The organism is Streptomyces sp. NPDC045967 (assembly GCF_056430495.1).
In genome coordinates, this window is record NZ_JBWKLE010000005.1 from 337,518 (window position 1) to 357,508 (window position 19,991).

Below are 19,991 nucleotides of genomic sequence, written 5' to 3' on the forward strand. Positions count from 1 at the left end.
AGGGGAACGGTTCGGGGCAACCGGACGGGGCATTCGGACGTCTCGGTGAGCGGGACGGAACTCGGGCCCGCGTGAGGTTTCTCATTCCGTTGTCATCCAGTGAGGCCGATTTTCCCCCGCGATAACGGCATATGACGGAGGCCCTGGCCCGGGACGGCATTCCGCCCGCCGGGCCGGGCCGCTAGGGTCGGCGCACGAGCGCACCCTCGGGGGGAGGGAAGGAACCGGAGACGATGCCCGTACCCGTACCGCGGCAGAGGGACACCTCGGCCCCGGAGAACGGTCAGGCCGTCCTGACCGCCGCCGCCCCGCCCCCGGCGCGGGCGACGCCGCAGGCGGTCCCCCAGGCGACCACCCACACGACGCCGCTGACCCTCCTGGTCATCGAGGACGACCCCGCCGGGGGTCTCACCGTCCCCGAGATCCTCGACACGGACGGCCACCGCATCCGCCTCCGCACCGCACGCAACCTCACCGAGGCCGCGCGGCTGCTCACGCCCGACGTGCACTGCATCCTGCTCGACCTGGCCCTGCCGGACACCGGCCCCCGCACGACGGCCGCCACCACCGGCCCGGCCGCCACCGGCGCCGACGCCGGCGCGGACCAACTGGCCAACCTCCGCCACGTCCTGCGCATCGCGCCACGCCACGCCGTCCTCGTGCTCACCGCCGAAGAGGACGCCGAGCGCGCCGCCGAGGCCGTGCGGGTCGGCGCCCAGGATTTCCTCTTCCGGGACGAGCTCGACGGCCGGCTGCTGAGCCGGGCCATCCGCTACGCGGTGGAGAGAAAGCGCGCCGACATCGCCCAGTACAAGCTTGCAGAATCGAAACTGCGCGCCCAGGAGAACGCCCGTCTGGAACGCGGGCTGCTTCCCAACCCCCTCCTGGACGGTTCGGACCTCCGCTTCGCCGCCCGCTACCGCCCCGGCCGCAGCCGGGCCCTGCTCGGCGGCGACTTCTACGACACCGTCCGCACCCCCGACGGGACCGTCCACGCCATGATCGGCGACGTCTGCGGCCACGGCCCGGACGAGGCGGCCCTCGGCGTCGAGCTCCGCATCGCCTGGCGCGCCCTGACCCTGGCCGGCCTGTGCGGCGACGACCTGCTGGCCACCCTCCAGCAGGTCCTGGAAGTGGAACGGCCCTGCGAGGAGATCTTCGCGACGCTGTGCACGGTGGACATCTCCCCCGACGGGCGCCGCGCCGGACTGTGCCTGGCCGGCCACCCGGCACCGCTGATCTCCCGGCCGGGCCGCCCCGCGCGCCTGCTCCCGTACGAGAACAGCGGGCCGGCGCTCGGCCTGCTGCCCAAGGCCCGCTGGCCGCGCCGCCAGGTCGAGCTCGGCGGCACCTGGAGCCTGATGCTCTACACCGACGGGCTGATCGAGGGCCGGATCGGGGAGGGCCGGGAACGCCTCGGGCAGGACGGCATGGTCGAGATGATCAACCGCCACCTCGACGCGGGCCTGACGGGCGAGAACCTGATCGAGGCCTCCGTCACCGAGGCCCGCCGCCTCAACGGCGGCGAGCTCACGGACGACGTGGCGGTGGTCCTGCTCTCCCGCGGCGCGTCCTGACCGACGGTCCGCGGCGCGTCCTGACCTCCGCTCCGCGAGGCGTCCTGACCTCCGGTCCGCCGGTGGCGGGCAGCCGGGAGCGGGCGCGGAGGGTTACCTTCCGCCGTTGTACGGCCCGTACGGTCCGTCGCTGCTGCTGCCGCCGCTCCGCCGCCCGCCGCCCGAGACCTGCTTGAGCGCGGGGCGCACGTCGACGAAGAACACGATGGTGGCGACCAGACCGGCGATCTGCAGGAACAGCATCCCCAGGAAGAAGTCCACGAGGACGGTGATGCCGAGGATGACGAGCCAGAACGTCTTGGTCTGCTTGCCGGCCGCCCGGTACGCGTCTTCACGCGCCAGCAGCGCGAATACGAAGGCCACGACGGCGAGCACCAGCATGGCGAGCCCCAGCAGGGGGATCACGCCTTGATCGAACCCGTCCATCAACATCGCTTCGACCGCCTTCTCACGCTTCTGCTTCGCACCCCGACGGGGATGCCGCCCGGTTCCACGCTACCGGCACGGCCGCCCCTCACGAATGACAACGGGCCGGACACCCCGTAGGTGCCCGGCCCGCCGCCGGTCATGCGGGCCGGGCACGGCAGGCCCGGCTCCCGCACTCAGCTCTCGTCGCCCGCGGGAACGGCGGCCTTCTTGGCCGTGCTCCTGCGGCCGGTGGTCTTGCGCGCCCCGGGCTTCTCCCCGGCGTCGCCCGCCTCCGCGCCGACCGCCTCGGTCCGCACGGCCTCGGGCTCCGGCTCGACGGCCACGGCGATCTCGACGATCTCGTCGGAGACCTCGCCCCGCCAGGCGCGGACGGCCTGCTCGCCGTGCTCGGCGACCTTGTCGTAGGTCTCCTTGGCACGCACCGCGTACTCCGCGGCCACGCCGACGCCGCGCAGCGCCAGATCCTGCGCGGTCTCGCCGATCTTCTTCGGGTCGATCGCGCCGAACACCTCGGCGACCTTGGCGGTGACCGCCTCCTGCGCCTCCCGGGCCGCCGCGGCGGCCTTCTCCTGGACGGCCTTGGGATCGGTGTTCTTCACGGCGTCGATGCGCGCGGGGGCCTCGGCGCGCAGCTGCTCGATGAGCCCCGGCACCTTCCTGGCCTGCTGCACGGCCAGATCGGCCGTTCCGGCGGCGAAGTAGAGGGGAGTGGGGTCGGTGAGGGTCTTCTTCAGGTCATCGGCGATGGCCATGTGCGGTCCTCCCGGATCACGTTCGGTTCGTCTTCGGCGGCATCTTGTCCGGCGGCGTCGCGCCGCCGGGCACATCCGGCACGTCGGGCGCGCCGGTCACGTGGATCGCATCGGTCACGTCAGACGCGGCGATCACGTCGGGCGTGCCGGGCGCGTCGTCCGGCACGTTCGGCGCGTCGAGCGCGTTCTCCTTGCGGAACGACTCGTAGATCTGGAGCAGCACCTGCTTCTGCCGCTCGTTGATGGACGGGTCGGCGAGGATGACGGCCCGCGTCTCCACCTCGTCCCGGTCCCGCTCGTCGAGGATCCCAGCCTGCACGTACAGCGTCTCCGCGGAGATCCGCAGCGCCTTGGCCAGCTGCTGGAGGATGTCCGCGCTCGGCTTGCGCAGCCCGCGCTCGATCTGGCTCAGGTACGGGTTCGACACCCCCGCCGCGTCGGCCAGCTGCCGCAGCGAGAGCTGGGCCTGCCGGCGCTGCTCACGGAGGTATTCGCCGAGGTTTCCGACGCTGAGCGATGCCATGCCCCGATCCTGCCCGACTCTGCTAACTATTGCAAGCACATGCTTGCTCCATCTCCCACGCGGGTCCGGCTGTCACAGGGGCGTGCCATGCTGGATCCGTGACCCTGGAGGATCTGGTACGGCTGCGCCGCGCCCGTGACGTGATGGACCGCGACTACGCGCTGCCGTTGGACGTCCCGGCGCTGGCCCAGGTCGCGCTCATGTCGTCCGGGCACTTCTCCCGCAGCTTCCGCGCCGCGTTCGGCGAAACCCCGTACGCGTACCTGATGACCCGGCGCATCGAGAGGGCGAAGGCGCTGCTGCGCCGCGGGGACATGAGCGTGACCGACGTCTGCTTCGCCGTCGGGTGCACCTCGCTCGGTTCGTTCAGCTCGCGCTTCACCGAGCTGGTCGGCGAGAGCCCGAGCGCCTACCGGGCCCGCCGCCACGAAGCCGGCGCCGTGATCCCGGCCTGCGTCGCCAAGGTCCTCACCCGGCCGGTCCGCGCGCCGGCGGATCCGGCCGCAGCAGGCGCGCGATCGGCCGCCGTCTCGTAGCGTCGGGACATGGACATCAAGCTCTCGCAGTGCTTCATCGCCGTCGACGACCACGACAAGGCGCTCGCCTTCTACCGCGACGCCCTCGGCCTGGAAGTCCGCAACGACGTCGGATACGAGGGGATGCGCTGGGTGACCGTCGGCTCCCCCGCGCAGCCCGACGTGGAGATCGTCCTCGAACCGCCGCTCGCCGACCCGGGCGCCTCGCCCGCCGACCGGCAGGCCATGGCGGAGCTGATGGCGAAGGGCATGCTGCGCGGCGTCATCTTCTCCACCGACGACTGCGACGCCACCTTCGAACGGGTCCGGTCGGCCGGCGGCGAAGTGCTGCAGGAGCCGGTCGACCAGCCCTACGGCGTACGCGACTGCGCGTTCCGCGACCCGGCGGGCAACATGCTCCGCATCACCCAGCCCCGCCGGCGGTAGACCGGCCGGGCGGCGCTCAGCGCGCCGCGATCACCACCGTCGCGTACAGCTCCTCCGAGGTGGCCGCACGGGTCCGCAGCCCCGCCGCCGCCAGCGCCGCTGCGGTCACCGGGCACTGGCGGGAGCTCGTCTCGATCAGCAGGTGGCCGCCCGGGGCCAGCCACGGCAGGGCGCCCGCCGCGACCCGGCGGTGGACGTCCAGTCCGTCCGCACCACCGTCCAGGGAGACCAGCGGCTCGTGCTCCCGGGCCTCCGAGGGCATGCAGCCGATCTCCTCCGTCGGGACGTACGGGGCGTTCACCACCAGCACGTCCACCCGGCCCCGCAGCGAGGCCGGCAGCGGGGCGTACAGGTCGCCCTCCCAGACGCTGCCCCCGTACGGGGCCACGTTGCGCCGCGCGTAGGCGAGCGCCACCGGGTCGATGTCCGCCGCGTGCAGTTCCACCCCGCCCGACGCCCGCGACGCGACGGCGGCGCCCAGGGCGCCGACCCCGCAGCACAGGTCGAGCACCACGGCGCCGGGCGGGGCCAGTGCCACCGCCCGCTCCACCAGGAACTCGCTCCGCCTGCGCGGCACGAAGGCCCCCGCGCCGACCTCCACGCGCAGCCCGCAGAAGTCGGCCCAGCCCACCACGTGTTCCAGCGGCTCACCGCCGACCCGGCGGTCCAGCAGCTCCGCCAGGTGGCCGTCGTCCCGCGCGGCGGCGCGCAACAGGCCCGCCTCCTCCTCCGCGAAGACGCAGCCCGCCGCTCGCAGTCGCTCCACCAGGGTCGTCACACACATCAGTCCTCGGTCGTCTCCGTCATGCGCCATCATGCGGCGCTCACCGCTCGGCCGGCGCCGGGCGTCGTTCCGCCGGACCTTCAGAACTCGTCCGGGCACCACGGCCGGCGCGCCGTACGGAACACCGCGTCGGCCAGCGCCAGCGCGCCCGGCCGCAGTTCGTCGACCCGCCCCAGCGCGCCCAGCCGCACCGCCGACTCGTCGCCGAGGTAGAGCGAACCCAGGGCGGACACGTCCAGCCGCAGGTCCGCCGGTTCCGCGGTGCGCTCGCAGGCGCCGGTCCCCGCGTCCAGCCGGTAGCGGCCGTCCGCGAGCCCCGCCGCGTCCGTGACCTCCAGGACGAGCACCCCGGGCACGGCGTACGTCCGTGCGCCCAGCGCCCGTTCCACGTCCAGCAGCCGCACCCACAGGTAGTCGGCCGAACTCAGCGGCCGGGCGGACCGCGGGTCGGGCAGGAACCGGGTGACCAGGTCGTCGGGGGCCCGGCCGCCGGTGCGGACCTTCACCACCCAGTCGATGGAGCACAGGAAGTGCCACAGCGCCCGCTCCGCCTCGGGCGTGACCGCGATCAGGTCCTTGACCTGCACCGTGTTCAGCGGGACCTTCGCGTCCGTCCAGTGGTCGTCGGCCGTGTAGACGGCCAGCCCGGCCACCTCGCCCGCCGCCGTCCGGTACACGGCGTGGAACCTCTCCCGGTACGGCCGGTACGACATCTCCTCCAGGCCGGTCGCCATCCGCCACCAGCGCTCGTCCCGGTCCACCACCCCCGGCGTCCTCGCGCGCAGCCGCTCGTGCAGTTCCGGCCCCACGTCCCGCACCTCGGCCACGTCCACCAGGTCGATCCGGCCGCCGTCCGCGGGACCCGACCGGCGACGGTCCAGTCCGGTGCGCGGTACGTCGATCTCCCATTCCGCGAACGAGGCGGCGGGCCCGTAGCCGTACCGGCCGTAGATCGGGTACTCGGCGGCTATCAGCGTGGACAGCACGTCCCCCCGCGCACGGGCGGCAGCGAGCTCGGCGGCCATCATCCGGGTCAGCAGGCCCTGGCGGCGGTGCGTGGGCAGTACGGCGACGTTGGAGACCGCACTGGAGAGGACGGCGGCCCCGCCCGGTACGGTCAGCCGCTGCTCGAAGGAGCGGAAGGTCGCCACACAGCGGCCGGTGCGGGTGTCGAAGGCGCCCAGGAGCCGGGCAAAGTCGCTGTACTTGGCGCGTAGGGCGACGTCCGACTCCGTCACCCGGGCGGGGGTCAGGAAGCCCGCCTGCAGGGTCCGCAGCCAGTCGGCGAGTTCGGACGCGGCGATCGGCCGCACATCAGCACTCATGACAGGCCACGCTAACGGCCCGGCCGGCCCGCGTCGCCCGGATTTCCGCGGGCCCCGTGCGGGGCGTGCCTCAGACCAGCAGGTCGTCCACCTGCGCCTCGCCCTCCCGGTACCGGCGGGTGATCTCCGCGCTGCAGTCGTCCACCGTGCGCTGCAGCTGCTGGCGGCGCCGCGAGACCTGCTGCTCGTAGCGCACGAGCCGGCCCATCCCGTCGTAGAGCTCACCGTCCGTGCGCGCGCCGAGGTCGGAGAGCTCCACGTCGGCCAGCATCTCCGCCGCCAGCAGCCGGTACTCCTCGCTGTGCGGGGTGCCGAGCGTGACGTGCCGGGCGGAGGCGCTGCGGCTGGAGGGGGCGTCGGTGAGGATCTCGGAGAGCCGGTCGACCACCCGCGCCTCGGGGTCGGTACGCCGGGCCAGCTCGGCCCGCAGGATGTCGATGCGGCCCTGGAGCATGCGGCGCACGTAACTCAGATCGGCCTCGTCGCGCTGGGCGTCACGGCGCAGGGCACGCAGTTCCGGCAGCCCGAGGGCGCTGGTCGGCGCACCGGCCGGGGCCGGGCCGTCGGCGGTCCGCTGCGCGGGCGGCCGTACCGCGGCAGCGGGCGTGGCGGTGGGTGAAGCAGGTACGGAGGTACCAGAAGTATTCATACGAACGAATCCGTCCCCTCGGCCGGTGCGGCGCACCCGCACCGCCTGCGTGCATGGTGCCACTCCCGGAGGGCCGGACGCAGTCCTACTCCACCCGATCGGCCCCGGACGGGTGCACGCCTGGTACACAGGTGGTATGCGAGCTGTGGTGCAGAGGGTGGACGGCGCGAGGGTCGTCGTGGACGGCGAGACCGTGGGCGAGATCGTCGGCGAGGGACTGTGCGTGCTGGTGGGGGTGACCCACGACGACACGCCGGAGAAGGCGGCCCTGCTGGCCCGCAAGCTGTGGTCGGTGCGGATCCTGGAGGCGGAGAAGTCCTGCAGCGACGTGGCCGCCCCGCTGCTGGTGATCTCGCAGTTCACGCTGTACGGGGACGCCCGCAAGGGCCGCCGGCCCACGTGGAACGCGGCCGCGCCCGGCCCGGTGGCGGAGCCGCTGGTCGACGAGGTCGTGGCGCAGCTGCGGGCGCTGGGCGCGACGGTGGAGACGGGCCGCTTCGGCGCGGACATGCGGGTGTCGCTGACCAACCACGGCCCGTTCACGATCGTCATCGACGTCTAGCGCTGTGACCGGAAGGGCTCACCGCGTCGCCGTCCGGTCGGGGTCCGCCGCCCGGACGTTCAGGGCGCTACGACGACCTCCTGCGCGGCGGCCGTGTCCCCGACCAGCAGCGGGGCGTCGACAGGAACGTTCCGCTTGACCAGCGCGAGGGCGATCGGGCCCAGCTCGTGGTGGCGGACGGCGGTGGTCACGAAGCCCAGCTGGCGGCCCTCGGCGCCGTCGGCGGCGAGCCGTACGGGCGCGCCGTGCGCCGGGAGCAGCACCTCGGAGCCGTCCAGGTGCAGGAAGACCAGACGGCGCGGGGGCTTGCCCAGGTTGTGGACGCGGGCCACCGTCTCCTGGCCGCGGTAGCAGCCCTTCTGGAGGTGGACGGCGGTCCCGATCCAGCCCAGCTCGTGCGGGATGGTGCGGTGGTCGGTCTCCAGGCCGAGCCGCGGCCGGTGCGCCTCGACGCGCAGGGCCTCGTAGGCGAGGAGCCCGGCGGCGGGGCCGTGGGCGGCGGCGAACGCCTCCAGCTCGGGGCGGGGCAGGAAGACGTCCCGGCCGTGCGCGGTCTCCCGCACGACGTGCTCCCCGGCGAGCTCGGCGATGGAGCCGGCCGGCAGGTGCACCACCGCGAACTCCTCGGTGCGGTCGGCGACGTCGACGCGGTAGAAGAACTTCATGGACTCCAGGTAGGCGATCAACTCCCCCTGGGTGCCGGGCTCCACGTGCGCCCACGTCGTCTCGCCGTCGTCGACGAGGTAGAGCGCGTGCTCGATGTGGCCGTTCGCGGAGAGGATCAGCGCCTCGGTGGCCCGCCCGGACGGCAGTTCGGTCAGGTGCTGGGTGAGCAGCAGGTGCAGCCAGCTCAGCCGCTCCGGGCCGGTGACGGTGACGACGCCGCGGTGCGAGAGGTCGACGAAGCCGCGGCCGTCCGCGAGGGCGCGCTGTTCGCCGTACAGCTCGCCGTAGTGGGCGGCGACGCCCTCGTCGCGGCCTTCGGCCTGCACGGCGCCGGGGAGGTGGAGCAAGGGGCTGCTGGTCATGGCACCAAGCGTACGACCCGGCTACGCCTGCCCCGCACGGTGCTCGGCCGCGCACTTCCGGCACAGTCCGAAGATCGCGAAGTGCTTCATGTCGGTCTCGAAGCCGAAGGTCCCGCGGAGCTTGGCGGTGAACTCGGAGGCGATGTCCACATCGGCCTCGATGACCTCGCCGCAGTCCCGGCAGACCAGGTGGATGTGGTGGTGCCGGTCGGCCAGGTGGTAGGTGGGCGCGCCGTGGCCGAGGTGCGCGTGCGAGACGAGCTTCAGCTCCTCCAGCAGCTCCAGCGTGCGGTAGACGGTGGAGATGTTCACGCCGGAGGCGGTTTTGCGCACTTCCGCGAGGATCTCGTCCGGGCTGGCGTGCTCCAGGGCGTCGACCGCTTCCAGCACCAGCTGGCGCTGCGGTGTCAGGCGGTATCCGCGCTGCCGCAGGTCGGTCTTCCAGTCCACGCCGTCGGCGCGTCCGGCGCTGTCGGCCCTCTCGGTGCTCACCACCCGGCCAGTGTATGCGCGGAAGGGGACCGCGGGGCGAGCCCCTTGGTCCCCTTCCGGTCCGCCCGCGCCGTGCGTCAGCGGAAGAAGGCGATGCCGTCGTCCGGCATGTCCGGGAGGTTGCGCGCCATCTCGGCGACTTCCTCGGGGGTGACGACCTTCTTCAGCTGGGCCGACATGTACGGGCGCAGCTCCACCTCGGGAGTGGCCTTCTCCCCCACCCACATCAGGTCGCTCTTCACGTAGCCGTAGAGCCGCTTGCCGCCGCTGTACGGGCCGGAGGCGCCGGTGCGCGCGACGGCGTCGGTGGCCAGGTCGATCTGCGGCTTCTGATCGGCGAGCTCGCCGTACCAGACCTCGACGACGCCCTGGTCGCGGACCATGACGATCTCGACCTTGCGGTCCTGGTCGATGCGCCAGTAACCCGATTCGGACTCCAGCGGCCGCACCTTGTTGCCCTCGGCGTCGAGGACCCAGGTGCGGGAGGTGTACTCCAGGAAGTCCCGGCCGTCGTGGCTGAAGACGACCTCCTGGCCGAAGTTGCACTTTTCCTCACCCGGGAAGTCGAAGACGCCCGCGCCCTCCCAGGTGCCGAGGAGGAAGGCGAGGGGGACGAGGCCCGGGTTCAGGTCGGACGGGATCTGGATCATGGATGGCTGCTCAGGCGATCTGTGGGAGGGGTTCCGGGGCGGTCGGCTGGGCGGATGCTCAGCGCTGACCCTGGTACAGCTTCTTGACGGCCAGGACGGTGAAGGCGAGGACGCCGACGCAGACCAGGACCAGCAGGGAGGTGAAGACTGCCTCAAGCACGGGGTGCTCCTCGGAGGATTCGTTTGGGGGTCCCCCCCGGACGAGAGTCCGAGGAGGGTACGGCCGGTCCCCAAGCCTACTGGGCCGGGGACCGGCGCACTCTGCGAGGTGGGCCGGACGGGCCTCAGCTCAGCAGCTGGCTCTGGAGGATCACCGTCTGGTGGAAGGGAATGACCGGCAGCCCACCCTTGCGGGACTGGATGACCACTCCCTGGACGTCACCCAGCTGCAGGCAGCCGAAGCGGAACTGCTCGTCCCCGAAGGGCTTGGCCTCCTCGTAGAGGCTGAACTCGCTGGAGCTGAGGGTTCCCGATCCGGCGAAGCCGCCGGTCCCGACGTTGCCGGACTGCTCCGTCTTGGCCTTGCTCCACGACATGTCGATCGAGAGCGAGTCGGCGCCGGTCAGCCGGGTGTCGATGCCGCAGCCGCGGAAGGTGTCCACGAAGCTCGAGGAGTGGAAGCGCAGCAGGTAGACGCGGGTCCGCGTGCCGTCGGGCATGGTCCAGGACCGGCCGGTGATCTGGCGCAGCCCCTCCCACTCGAAGCCCTCCTTCAGCTTCGGCCGGTCGTCGGGGGCGTACTCCTCCAGGAAGGCGTCCGGCTCGACCTTCCCGTCCTTGTCCGCCTTGACGGTGTCGTCGGGCCGGGATCCCTCGGGGGCGGGGAGCAGCAGGCCGCTCAGGGCGGCGTAGTGCGTGCCGTCCGGGTTGTCGGTGGCGCCGGGCAGCGGGGCTCCGGCCGGCAGCTCGGGCTTGGCCAGCTCCGGGTAGGTCCAGCGGCCATCGGACAGCGTGGACAGCCCTGGGATCTTGGTCCGCTCGGGCTGGACGACCCCGTAGGCGGTGCCCGCGCCGACGGCGGCGAAGACGAGGACGGCGGCGGTCCACCGCAGCGCGGCGAAGAGCTTCCGTCGGTCCTTCGGCGCGGTCGGCACCGGCTCGGGCACCGGCTCGGCCACGAGGTCCGGTCCCTCAGCGGGTGCGGCGTCGGTGGTGTTCTGCTCGGTCACACGGACTCCCCGGGGGACTTCAGGTGGTTCAGCTGCTTCGTGAACAGATCGATGGCCGTCTTCACATCGAACCGGGGCCTGGGGCCGTACGAACGGAAGGTGACCAGCACGTCGCCCTCGACGGCCACGCAGTCGAGGGATTCGATCGTCTCGGGCTTCTGCGCGTCAGGCCGTTCCTCGACGATGTCCAGAAGGACGCACTTGGCCTGGGGGAACCCTTCGACGGCGGGCGCCTCCTTCTTCTTCTTCTCGCCCAGCGCCACGAGGACGTCGAGGAGCTTCTTGTTGAGGTCCGCGAACTTGACGAGTGCCTGCGGGTCCGCCTGCGTGAGCTCGATCTCGATGATCGGGCCGGCGTACGAGAGGGTGTAGCTGCGACCGGCCACACCCTTGAGCTTCAGCTCGGCCACGGCCTTGTCCCGCTCGGCGCGCTCGGCGGCGGACAGCCCTGTCCGGGAGTCCTTCACGGCCTGGACCGCGCGCTCGCCCGACACGTAGAAGTCGTTGCCCTCGTCCTCCAGGTCGGGACCCAGTTCATAGCTTGCCGGGACCGGCAGCAGCTTGCCCGTCAGCTCGTTGGGCGGCACGGTCGGCACCGGGGTCGCCGAGGCGGTCGACCGGGGGCCGTCCGGTACCCAGTAGCGCGTCGGGGAGGTCCGGTCGGCCTGGTCGATCCTGCCGGCGGCCCAGGAGCCGCCGCCCGCGAGGACGGCCAGGCCGAGCCCGCCCGCGACCAGGGCGAGCGTCCTGCGGTTCACCCTGCGCGACGGGCGCGTGGAGGCCGGTGCGTCCTGCTCCGACGCCGGACCGGTCACGGCGTCGTTCTCCTGCTCGGTCACAGCCGCTCCATCTGTCGCTTGGCCAGATCGGTGATCTCGCCCTGGGAGACGTCACCCCGGTTGTTCGTGAGCTCGACGTCCACGACGATGTCTCCGCGCCGGAGGATGGCCCGGGCCTGGCGCAGCGGGTGGTACCCCGCCTTCGTCTTCGGCTTGTAGAGCCAGGCGCGGCCGTAGCCGTCGGGTACGCCGGGCAGCGCGAAGCCGTCGTTGCCCGCGTGCTTCTCCTGGTCCTGGTACGAGGACTGGCCCTCCTGGTATTTCTGGGCCGAGTGCTGGTCCTGGAACTGGAGCAGCCGGATCTCGATGAAGTCGTGCTCGCCCTGCCGCCAGCCCGCCGCGGCGATCCGCCGCACGTCCTGGGCGATGGAGTCGAAACCGCGGTCGGGGGACTCGTAGTAGTACGCCGCGAACACATCCAGCGACTGGTAACCGGAGTAGCCGTCCTTCGCGCCGCCCGGGGCCTCCAGCAGCTTCTTGGCGAGGTCCTCCTCCGCCTTGTCCCAGCGGTTGGCGTTGACGGAACGACGGGTGGTCGCGTCATTCGCCGCGACGGGTGGCTGCACGGCCACGCTCCGCTGCGCCAGCGGCGGAAGCGGGGTAGGGGCCCGGTGGTACTGGACCGCGTAGCCGGTGATCGTCCCGGCGAGCACGCCGAGGACGGCCGCACCCGCGATCAGGAAGGTCGTGCGGCCCCGGCGGCGGCGCGGTGCGGTCGCGGCCGGCGGCTCGGCGGCCGGTGGCAGGACGGCGGCCGGCGGCTCGGCGGCGGTGGGCGGGAGGTCCGGGGTGTCCGGATGCGGGTCGGTCTCCTCCTCTTTCCGCTGCTCACGGCTGGTCTGTTCGTGTTCCAAGGGAGTCCCCCCACAGGACAGGAGGCGCAGGCTGATTACCCGCGCGTACCCATGACCCGTGCCGGAGGAGAGCAGTTGTATGAATGCTTATTACATTCTTATCTCGCCGGGTGTCAGTCCTCGGGACGCCGCTTCCCGTCCAGTTCGTCCCACCACTCGTCCGACTTGGGATCACCCGAGGGGTCGTCCCACCACCGGTCGTCCGGGCCGCGCCGGTTCGCGATCATCGCGGCGACCGGCGGGATGACCATGGCCACGACACACATCGCCACCGCGGCCTCCACCGACCACAGGCGCACGAAGGACCAGGCGGAGACGAACAGGACCAGGCATCCGCCCATGAGCAGGAAGTAGACGCGGCGGCGTCGGGCGTACATGACTCCAGGGTAGGAGCGGAACGGCACGAAGGGCCGCACCCCGTTCCAGTGGCGTCCAACCCCTGGGGTGCGGCCCTTCGGCCGATCGATCAGGCGATCAAGGATGCGGTCCTCAGACCGCGATCGCCACGTCCGTCACGCCGCCGGACTCGGCGACGACGACCTTGCGGTCCGCCGTGCCGCCCGGGACGAGCGCGCGCAGCGTCCAGGAGCCGGTGGCCGCGTAGAAGCGGAACTGGCCGGTCGCCGAGGTCGGGACCTCGGCGGTGAACTCGCCGGTCGAGTCCAGCAGGCGGACGTAGCCGGACACCGGCTCGCCGCCCTGGGTGATCTGACCCTGGATCGCGGTCTCACCGGGCTTGAGCGTCGCGAGGTCGGGCCCGCCGATCTGTGCTCCACACATGTTCTCTGTCCTGTCCTAGAGAGAGGTTCTGACGACTACGGGCCGACGAGGCCCTGCATGCCCGGCAGGGTTACTTGTTGGCGCCGAGCTCGATCGGCACGCCGACCAGGGAGCCGTACTCGGTCCACGAGCCGTCGTAGTTCTTGACGTTCTTCTGACCGAGGATCTGGTGGAGCACCAGCCACGTGAGCGCGGAGCGCTCGCCGATGCGGCAGTAGGCGATGGTGTCCTTCGACAGGTCGACGCCCTCGGCCTCGTAGAGGGCCTTGAGCTCCTCGTCCGACTTGAAGGTGCCGTCGTCGTTGGCGTTCTTCGACCACGGGATGTTGCGGGCGCTCGGCACGTGGCCGGGGCGCTGCGACTGCTCCTGCGGGAGGTGCGCCGGGGCGAGCAGCTTGCCGGAGAACTCGTCGGGCGACCGCACGTCGACCAGGTTCAGGGAGCCGATCGCGGCCACGACGTCGTCGCGGAAGGCGCGGATCGAGGTGTCCTGCGGCTTGGCCTTGTACTGGGTGGCCGGGCGGTTCGGGACGTCCTTGCCGTCGACCAGGTCGCGGGAGTCGAGCTCCCACTTCTTGCGGCCGCCGTCGAGCAGGCGGACGTCCTGGTGGCCGTAGAGCTTGAAGTACCAGAAGGCGTAGGAGGCGAACCAGTTGTTGTTGCCGCCGTAGAGGACGACGGTGTCGTCGTTGGAGATGCCCTTGGCGGAGAGGAGCTTCTCGAAGCCCTCCTGGTCCACGAAGTCGCGGCGGACCGGGTCCTGGAGGTCGCTCTTCCAGTCGATCCGGACGGCGTTGGTGATGTGGTTCTTGTCGTAGGCGGACGTGTCCTCGTCCACCTCGACGATGACGACGTTGGCGTCGTTCAGGTGGGCCTCGACCCAGTCGGCGTCTACGAGGACGTCGCTGCGGCTCATGGTGTTCTCCTCCGGGGCAGTGTGCGGCGGGGCTGTGCGGGGTGCGGGCGGTGCTGGCTGGGCTGCGCACCGGCCGGCTGCGGACTGCTGTGCTGCCGGGTGGTGCGGGGCGTGCGTACGTCCGGGTGCTTTCGCGGATCCGGTCCGGCGCGCGGGGCGTCAGGGGATCCGGAGGCAGGTGCGGTCACGCGGGAAGGGCCGTCGTCCGGCGCTGGTGGAGCGGATGCGCTCACACGTCACATGGATCGACAGAGCATGGCGGCGACGCGACACAGGTCTACTGCCCGCCGCTTCGTGAGGTCCGCCTGCTGATGCTTCATAGCCATGGATCGTAGGGACGAACTGGCCGCCCTGTCACCGGTGTGTCATATTCCGAGACAGGATCGTCCGAATGCTGGGATGACAACCGCGCCGACGCCCGCCGCGGCCCCCTCCGCAGACCCCGCGGGGCCCGTTCTTCTGCGGATCGGACCCTGCCGTCTCACGATCCGGTTAGCGCCACGTCCGTACCGCCCAGCGTGAGGTGCACCCCGGTCTCGTCCGACGTCAGGGCGGACAGGTGCAGGCCCGAGGGCAGCCCGCCGTCGAGGTCGCGCTCGAAGTCGGTCCTCTTGCGGACCCGCTCCTCGACGCCGGGGATCCCCTCGCCCGGCACCTCGTCGGCCCGCACCCGGACGATCTTGCCGCCCTTGCCGTCCTTCGCGTCCTCGAGGGTGATCGTCGACACCACGCTGTGGCTCAGCGACCTGCCGAGGACCTCCACCGCCGCGCTCACCCGCACCTTGTTCGGCGCCCCGCCGTAGGACAGGGTCGCACCGGTCTGCGAGGCGGCGGTGAGGTCGGCGTACGTGATCAGGCCGGTGCCCTCGGCCCGTGCGGCGGTGCCGCCGCTGTAGTCCCCGTTCAGCTTCACGCCGCGGAAGGTGGCGTCCAGCTCGGACAATCGCGTCTTGCGGCCCTCCGCGCTCACGTCGACGCCCCGGAGCCGCAGGTCGACGCGGTCCAGCTCATGGCTCAGCGCCTGGGTCAGGAACGGGAACCCGTCGATCTCCACCTCCGCGGAGCCGGCCAGCCCCTGCCGGGCCTGGATCCGGTCGGCCAGCCGGTTCTCCGCATAGGTCACGGCCCACCGGTCGGCCCCTGTGAACAGGGCCCCCAGAACCACTCCGATGATCACGACGGCGCGCAGGAAACGCACGTGCCCTCCCCCTACTTGTCGGTACGTGCGTTCTAGTGGACCATGCGCCCCGTCGGACGGAGATCAGCCCACCACCCGACCGATCAGGTAGACGGCGGGGGCCGCGACCGCCAGCGGCAGCGCGACGCCGGCCGTCATGTGGACGAACTTCGACGGGTAGTCGTACGCCGCCACGCGCAGCCCGACCAGCGCGCACACCCCGGCGACGAGGCCGAGCAGCGCTCCGCCGCCCACCCCGGTTCCCGACAGCGGGCCGACGGCGATGCCGGCTCCGGCGGCGGCGGCCAGCGAGACGCCGACGGAGGGTGCGGCGGGCAGCGGCAGGGCGCGGGCGAAGACGGCCACCGCGACGGCCGCGGCGCCGACGGTGACGGCGGCGGTGTCCGCGGCCAGGTATCCGGCGCAGACGATGGCGAGGGCGGCCGAGGCCACCGAGGCCATCAGGCCGTACATCCGCTCGTCGGGGTCCGCGTGGCTGCGCAGCTGGAGGACGAGGGTCAGCAGCACCCAGGCCCCGAGGGTGCCGATGATCGCCCCGGGACCGTTCGCCCCGTCCACCGCGAGCACCGCCGCGTCGGCGACGAGGGCTCCGGCGAAGGCCAGCGCGATGCCCTGGCGGGCGGGCCACATGCCGTTGAGGCGGAACCAGCCGGCCGCGGTGAGCCCCTGGAGGAGGACCAGCGGCAGGAGCAGGGCGTACTGGCCGAGCGCGGCGGCCCCGGCCAGCAGACTTCCGAGGACGGCGGTCAGTATGGCCGGCTGCGGACCCGGGTCGATGATCGGCGACCGGCCCTCGGCACGGGCCTGCGCCGGGTCGACGGCGCGCAGGGTGTTGCCGCCGAGCGTGGGCGGCGAGTACTCCGGCGCCTCACCGGCGGGCAGCGGCGACACGGGCTCCGCGGCCGCGACGGGCGGCAGGTACGCGGTCTGCTCGGCCGGGGGCTCCGCCGCCGAGACCGGCGGCAGGTACGCGGTCTGCTCGGCCGGGGGCTCCGCCGCCTGGGGCGGGAGGTAGGCGGTGGTCTCGGCCCAGCCCGGCGCGGGAGCGGGTTCCGCGCCCTCCTCGCGGAACCAGCCCTCCGGCGCGGCCGACTGCGGCGCGGGACCGGATTCGGGGCCGGAGGCGTGGCCCGGGTACGGCGGCAGATAGGCGGTCTGCTCGGCGGCCGGAGCCGGATGGGACCAGTCCTCGGCCGGAGCCGGGGCGGACCACTCCTGGGCGGCCGGGGCGGGCGCGGACCAGTCCTGGACGGGAGCGGGATCGGACCAGTTCCGGGCCGGGGCGGGCGCCGGGTCCTCGTCGCGGAACCAGCCCTCGGGGGCGACGGGCTGCCCGGGCACCGCGCCCAGCGGCGCGTGCACCGGCTGGTACCCGGTGTCCCAGGTGTCGGACTGCCAGGTCTGCGTACCGTACGGGTCCTGGTACTGCTGCGGGGACCCGCCCTGCTGCTGCTCGTGCGGCGACGGCGGCTGCTGCTGGTCCTGCTCGTGCTGCTGCCGCATCCCGTACTGCTGCTGGTCGTACCGCTGCTGGTCGTACTGCTGCTGCTCGTACCGCTGCCGGTCCTGCTCGTACCGCTGCCGGTCCTGCTCGTACCGCTGCTGTTCCTCAGGCGTGCTCATCGGCTCCCGCTCACCCGCCCGCGAACGGCGGGAGCACCTCGACGGTGCCCCCTTCGGTCAGCAGGACGGCGTCGTGCGGGCGCTTGCCCACGGGTTCGTCGTTCACCAGGAAGGAGCAGCGCAGCAGGACCCGGGTCAGTTCCCCGGGGTGGCGTTCCCGCACGGCGTCGAGCGCCTCGGCCAGCGTGCGCGCCGAGTACGGCTCCTCCGCCGTCTCGGCCGCGGCCTTGGCCGCCGCCCAGTAGCGGATGGTTCCGGTTGCCACTGCGACTCCTATCGTCGGCTCTCCACCGTCGGCTCTCCACCGTCGGCCTCCATGATGACGCCTCCGCGCCCCGCACCGGTGTGCCTCGGCGCGCCCCCGGGTGCGCCCCCGGGGCCCCGCCGCCCCGCCCGGCGGGCCGCCGATCCGGTGACACCCGGGCAAACACCGGCAAACACCCCAGCCACCACCGAACGTGCCCCCAGGTCAGGGGCGTGGCGGGAACCACAGAAGCGGACCGGCGCAGACCCCTGCCGGGCCGGGAGCCGTGGGCTATTCTGCTGGCGAGAGGATCCGGGCAATGTTGCCCCCGGGTCCTTTTGTGCTTTCAGCACGTTGAACGAACCGAGAAAAGCCGGAACGGCTGTGTCCGCCGGGGCTCCAGGGCGCGGGGCCCGGACGGACACCGCCGAAGGCACCCGCGTCACCGTACGAAGCAGTACCGCGCACGTCCTCGACGGGACCGAGGAGGAACCGACGTGATGGACCAGCGATCCGTGCAGAACCGTCCGAACCGGGCAGGTGGGCGGACATGAGCTCTCTCCTGCTGCTGACCAACGCCCTGCAGCCGTCCACCGAGGTGCTGCCCGCGCTCGGCCTCCTGCTGCACAACGTCCGGGTGGCGCCCGCCGAGGGTCCGGCCCTCGTCGACACCCCGGGCGCCGACGTCATCCTCGTGGACGGCCGCCGCGACCTCCCGCAGGTGCGTTCGCTGTGCCAGCTGCTGCGCTCCACCGGTCCGGGCTGCCCGCTGATCCTGGTCGTCACCGAGGGCGGCCTCGCGGCCGTCACCGCCGACTGGGGCATCGACGACGTGCTCCTGGACACGGCCGGCCCCGCCGAGGTCGAGGCGCGGCTGCGGCTGGCCACCGGCCGCCAGCAGCTCGGCTCGGACGACTCCCCCATGGAGATCCGCAACGGTGACCTGTCCGTGGACGAGGCGACCTACTCGGCGAAGCTGAAGGGCCGGGTCCTTGACCTGACCTTCAAGGAGTTCGAGCTGCTCAAGTACCTCGCGCAGCACCCGGGCCGGGTCTTCACCCGGGCCCAGCTGCTGCAGGAGGTCTGGGGCTACGACTACTTCGGGGGCACCCGGACGGTCGACGTCCACGTACGGCGGCTGCGCGCGAAGCTCGGCCCCGAGCACGAGTCGCTGATCGGTACGGTGCGCAACGTCGGCTACCGCTTCGTCACGCCGGAGAAGGTGGAGCGGGCGGCTGCCGAGGCCGCGGCGCAGGCGGCGGCGAAGGCGGCGGCCCAGGCCGCCGCGACGGCCACCGCCTAGGCTGCGCCGCGGGTTCCACGGGCCTGCGCCGCGGGGTGCACGGGGGTGCGGCGCAAGCTTCACGGGGCGCGGTTCAGGCTGCCCGGGCGGCCGCCGCGCGGGGCTGGGCACCGGTCCGTGCGGGCGTCACCCGGTCGGCGGAAGGATCTGTGAGCATCCACTCCGCAGACGCCCTGCCCACAGGCAGGTCACCCCGCGTAGACTGCCGCGCGTGGCCAAGGTGACGCGGGATGACGTGGCGCGACTTGCGGGTACCTCTACCGCCGTCGTGAGCTACGTCATCAACAACGGACCCCGGCCGGTCGCCCCGGCCACGCGCGAGCGTGTACTCGCCGCGATCAAGGAGCTGGGCTACCGCCCGGACCGGGTCGCCCAGGCGATGGCCTCGCGGCGCACCGACCTCATAGGCATGATCGTCCCCGATGCCCGGCAGCCGTTCTTCGCGGAAATGGCGCACGCGGTCGAGCAGGCCGCCGCCGAGCGCGGGAAGATGGTGCTCGTCGGCAATTCCGACTACCGCGACGAGCGCGAGGTCCACTACCTGCGGGCGTTCCTCGGCATGCGGGTCTCGGGCCTGATCCTGGTCAGCCAGGGCATGAGCGAACGGGCTGCGTCCGAGATCGAGGCGTGGGACGCGCGGGTGGTCCTGCTGCACGAGCGTCCGGAGGCGATCGACGACGTCGCGGTCATCACGGACGACATCGGCGGCGCCCAGATGGCGACCCGGCACCTGCTGGAGCACGGTCACGCGTACGTCGCCTGCATCGGCGGGGTCGAGAACACCCCGTCGGTCGGCGACCCGGTGGCCGACCACGTCGAGGGCTGGCGCCGGGCCATGCTGGAGTCCGGCCGCTCGGTGGAGGGCCGGCTCTTCGAGGCGCCCTACAACCGGTACGACGCCTACCGGGTGGCCCTGGAGGTGCTGTCCGGCCCCGACCGGCCGCCGGCGATCTTCTGCGCCACGGACGACCAGGCCATCGGTGTGCTCCGCGCGGCCCGCGAGCTGCGGATCGACGTGCCGGGGGAGCTGGCCGTCGCGGGCTTCGACGACGTGAAGGAGGCGGCCCTCACGGACCCGCCGCTGACCACGATCGCCTCGGACCGCCCGGCGATGGCCCGAGCGGCGGTGGACCTCGTCCTGGACGACGCCCTGCGCGTGGCCGGCTCCCGCCGCGAGCGCCTGAAACAGTTCCCGTCGGCCCTGGTGATCCGCCGCTCCTGCGGCTGCCGCTAGGGATTCACGGGCGGACGCCCTTGCTTTCGGGCCCGCGCGGTTCTGCCGGGCTTCTCAGGCCGGGCTCAGGAAGCTCTCATCAACGGTCGGCAGAGTCG

At 72.5% G+C, this 19,991-nt stretch carries 25 protein-coding genes; 6 read left to right on the forward strand and 19 right to left on the reverse strand.

Features of this window, described 5'->3' with window-relative positions:
* The first annotated feature begins 233 nt into the window (after nt 1-233).
* Nucleotides 234-1,577 carry a PP2C family protein-serine/threonine phosphatase gene (locus tag AC07FY_RS14415; protein ID WP_479005302.1) on the forward strand — a complete coding sequence of 448 codons (1,344 nt, stop codon included), beginning with the start codon at nt 234-236 and terminating at the stop codon, nt 1,575-1,577.
* A gap of 93 nt (nt 1,578-1,670) precedes the next feature.
* On the opposite strand, the gene AC07FY_RS14420 is transcribed toward AC07FY_RS14415, so the two are convergent.
* The 3 genes from AC07FY_RS14420 to AC07FY_RS14430 form a co-directional block, all read right to left on the reverse strand.
* Nucleotides 1,671-2,009, reverse strand: coding sequence for a DUF2516 family protein (locus tag AC07FY_RS14420; protein WP_479005305.1), 339 nt, complete (start codon nt 2,007-2,009; stop codon nt 1,671-1,673).
* A 170-nt stretch (nt 2,010-2,179) separates the two neighbouring features.
* Nucleotides 2,180-2,758, reverse strand: coding sequence for a hypothetical protein (locus AC07FY_RS14425; RefSeq protein WP_479005308.1), 579 nt, complete (start codon nt 2,756-2,758; stop codon nt 2,180-2,182).
* A 16-nt stretch (nt 2,759-2,774) separates the two neighbouring features.
* On the reverse strand, nt 2,775-3,281 hold the full coding sequence (locus AC07FY_RS14430) for a helix-turn-helix domain-containing protein (protein WP_479005311.1): 507 nt from the start codon (nt 3,279-3,281) through the stop codon (nt 2,775-2,777).
* A gap of 98 nt (nt 3,282-3,379) precedes the next feature.
* Here AC07FY_RS14430 and AC07FY_RS14435 point away from each other — a divergent pair, with 98 nt between their 5' ends.
* Together AC07FY_RS14435 and AC07FY_RS14440 are read left to right on the forward strand one after the other, a co-directional pair.
* On the forward strand, nt 3,380-3,817 hold the full coding sequence (locus AC07FY_RS14435) for a helix-turn-helix transcriptional regulator (RefSeq protein WP_479005314.1): 438 nt from the start codon (nt 3,380-3,382) through the stop codon (nt 3,815-3,817).
* 9 nt (nt 3,818-3,826) lie between these two features.
* Nucleotides 3,827-4,243 carry a VOC family protein gene (locus tag AC07FY_RS14440; RefSeq protein ID WP_479005317.1) on the forward strand — a complete coding sequence of 139 codons (417 nt, stop codon included), beginning with the start codon at nt 3,827-3,829 and terminating at the stop codon, nt 4,241-4,243.
* Between the two features lie 16 nt (nt 4,244-4,259).
* Here AC07FY_RS14440 and AC07FY_RS14445 read toward each other — a convergent pair whose 3' ends face one another.
* The 3 genes from AC07FY_RS14445 to AC07FY_RS14455 all read right to left on the reverse strand — a co-directional run bounded on the left by AC07FY_RS14445 (nt 4,260) and on the right by AC07FY_RS14455 (nt 7,001).
* Nucleotides 4,260-5,027 carry a putative protein N(5)-glutamine methyltransferase gene (locus AC07FY_RS14445; RefSeq protein ID WP_479005319.1) on the reverse strand — a complete coding sequence of 256 codons (768 nt, stop codon included), beginning with the start codon at nt 5,025-5,027 and terminating at the stop codon, nt 4,260-4,262.
* An 80-nt stretch (nt 5,028-5,107) separates the two neighbouring features.
* Nucleotides 5,108-6,352 (reverse strand): GNAT family N-acetyltransferase, encoded by a 1,245-nt coding sequence (locus tag AC07FY_RS14450; protein ID WP_479005321.1) that lies wholly within the window; start codon nt 6,350-6,352, stop codon nt 5,108-5,110.
* Nucleotides 6,353-6,422: 70 nt separating this feature from the next.
* A complete protein-coding gene (locus AC07FY_RS14455; RefSeq protein ID WP_479005324.1) occupies nt 6,423-7,001 on the reverse strand; it encodes an RsiG family protein in 579 nt (192 codons plus the stop codon).
* A 136-nt stretch (nt 7,002-7,137) separates the two neighbouring features.
* Here AC07FY_RS14455 and dtd point away from each other — a divergent pair, with 136 nt between their 5' ends.
* Complete coding sequence (gene dtd / locus AC07FY_RS14460; protein ID WP_479005327.1) at nt 7,138-7,563, forward strand: D-aminoacyl-tRNA deacylase; 426 nt, start codon at nt 7,138-7,140, stop codon at nt 7,561-7,563.
* Nucleotides 7,564-7,622: 59 nt separating this feature from the next.
* On the opposite strand, the gene ygfZ is transcribed toward dtd, so the two are convergent.
* The 13 genes from ygfZ to AC07FY_RS14525 all read right to left on the reverse strand — a co-directional run bounded on the left by ygfZ (nt 7,623) and on the right by AC07FY_RS14525 (nt 17,377).
* The gene (gene ygfZ / locus AC07FY_RS14465) at nt 7,623-8,591 is read right to left on the reverse strand and encodes a CAF17-like 4Fe-4S cluster assembly/insertion protein YgfZ (protein WP_479005330.1); all 969 of its coding nucleotides are present in this window, start codon (nt 8,589-8,591) and stop codon (nt 7,623-7,625) included.
* Between the two features lie 21 nt (nt 8,592-8,612).
* On the reverse strand, nt 8,613-9,083 hold the full coding sequence (locus AC07FY_RS14470; protein WP_479005333.1) for a Fur family transcriptional regulator: 471 nt from the start codon (nt 9,081-9,083) through the stop codon (nt 8,613-8,615).
* 77 nt (nt 9,084-9,160) lie between these two features.
* Nucleotides 9,161-9,733: a heme-binding beta-barrel domain-containing protein gene (locus tag AC07FY_RS14475; protein WP_479005336.1), complete on the reverse strand. Its 573-nt coding sequence runs from the start codon at nt 9,731-9,733 to the stop codon at nt 9,161-9,163.
* A 284-nt stretch (nt 9,734-10,017) separates the two neighbouring features.
* Nucleotides 10,018-10,902: a hypothetical protein gene (locus AC07FY_RS14480; protein WP_479005338.1), complete on the reverse strand. Its 885-nt coding sequence runs from the start codon at nt 10,900-10,902 to the stop codon at nt 10,018-10,020.
* Nucleotides 10,899-11,741, reverse strand: coding sequence for a hypothetical protein (locus AC07FY_RS14485; RefSeq protein ID WP_479005341.1), 843 nt, complete (start codon nt 11,739-11,741; stop codon nt 10,899-10,901). Before AC07FY_RS14485 ends, AC07FY_RS14480 begins: the two co-directional genes overlap by 4 nt.
* Nucleotides 11,738-12,595 carry a hypothetical protein gene (locus AC07FY_RS14490; RefSeq protein ID WP_479005343.1) on the reverse strand — a complete coding sequence of 286 codons (858 nt, stop codon included), beginning with the start codon at nt 12,593-12,595 and terminating at the stop codon, nt 11,738-11,740. Before AC07FY_RS14490 ends, AC07FY_RS14485 begins: the two co-directional genes overlap by 4 nt.
* A 113-nt stretch (nt 12,596-12,708) precedes the next feature.
* A complete protein-coding gene (locus AC07FY_RS14495; protein WP_479005346.1) occupies nt 12,709-12,972 on the reverse strand; it encodes a DUF3099 domain-containing protein in 264 nt (87 codons plus the stop codon).
* Nucleotides 12,973-13,084: 112 nt separating this feature from the next.
* Nucleotides 13,085-13,375 carry a DUF1416 domain-containing protein gene (locus tag AC07FY_RS14500; protein WP_479005349.1) on the reverse strand — a complete coding sequence of 97 codons (291 nt, stop codon included), beginning with the start codon at nt 13,373-13,375 and terminating at the stop codon, nt 13,085-13,087.
* 70 nt (nt 13,376-13,445) lie between these two features.
* Nucleotides 13,446-14,291 carry a sulfurtransferase gene (locus AC07FY_RS14505; RefSeq protein WP_479005352.1) on the reverse strand — a complete coding sequence of 282 codons (846 nt, stop codon included), beginning with the start codon at nt 14,289-14,291 and terminating at the stop codon, nt 13,446-13,448.
* A 236-nt stretch (nt 14,292-14,527) separates the two neighbouring features.
* The gene (locus AC07FY_RS14510) at nt 14,528-14,617 is read right to left on the reverse strand and encodes an Ms5788A family Cys-rich leader peptide (protein ID WP_350875872.1); all 90 of its coding nucleotides are present in this window, start codon (nt 14,615-14,617) and stop codon (nt 14,528-14,530) included.
* A gap of 155 nt (nt 14,618-14,772) precedes the next feature.
* Nucleotides 14,773-15,489, reverse strand: a complete 717-nt coding sequence (locus AC07FY_RS14515; protein WP_479005355.1) for an LmeA family phospholipid-binding protein — start codon at nt 15,487-15,489, stop codon at nt 14,773-14,775.
* A 63-nt stretch (nt 15,490-15,552) separates the two neighbouring features.
* Nucleotides 15,553-17,112, reverse strand: coding sequence for a hypothetical protein (locus AC07FY_RS14520; protein ID WP_479005358.1), 1,560 nt, complete (start codon nt 17,110-17,112; stop codon nt 15,553-15,555).
* Between the two features lie 10 nt (nt 17,113-17,122).
* Nucleotides 17,123-17,377 carry a MoaD/ThiS family protein gene (locus AC07FY_RS14525; RefSeq protein WP_190187233.1) on the reverse strand — a complete coding sequence of 85 codons (255 nt, stop codon included), beginning with the start codon at nt 17,375-17,377 and terminating at the stop codon, nt 17,123-17,125.
* Between the two features lie 529 nt (nt 17,378-17,906).
* Between AC07FY_RS14525 and AC07FY_RS14530 the strand changes: the two genes are divergently transcribed.
* Together AC07FY_RS14530 and AC07FY_RS14535 are read left to right on the forward strand one after the other, a co-directional pair.
* On the forward strand, nt 17,907-18,659 hold the full coding sequence (locus AC07FY_RS14530) for a response regulator transcription factor (RefSeq protein WP_479005361.1): 753 nt from the start codon (nt 17,907-17,909) through the stop codon (nt 18,657-18,659).
* 211 nt (nt 18,660-18,870) lie between these two features.
* A complete protein-coding gene (locus AC07FY_RS14535) occupies nt 18,871-19,893 on the forward strand; it encodes a LacI family DNA-binding transcriptional regulator (RefSeq protein WP_069921253.1) in 1,023 nt (340 codons plus the stop codon).
* Nucleotides 19,894-19,991 lie beyond the last annotated feature (98 nt).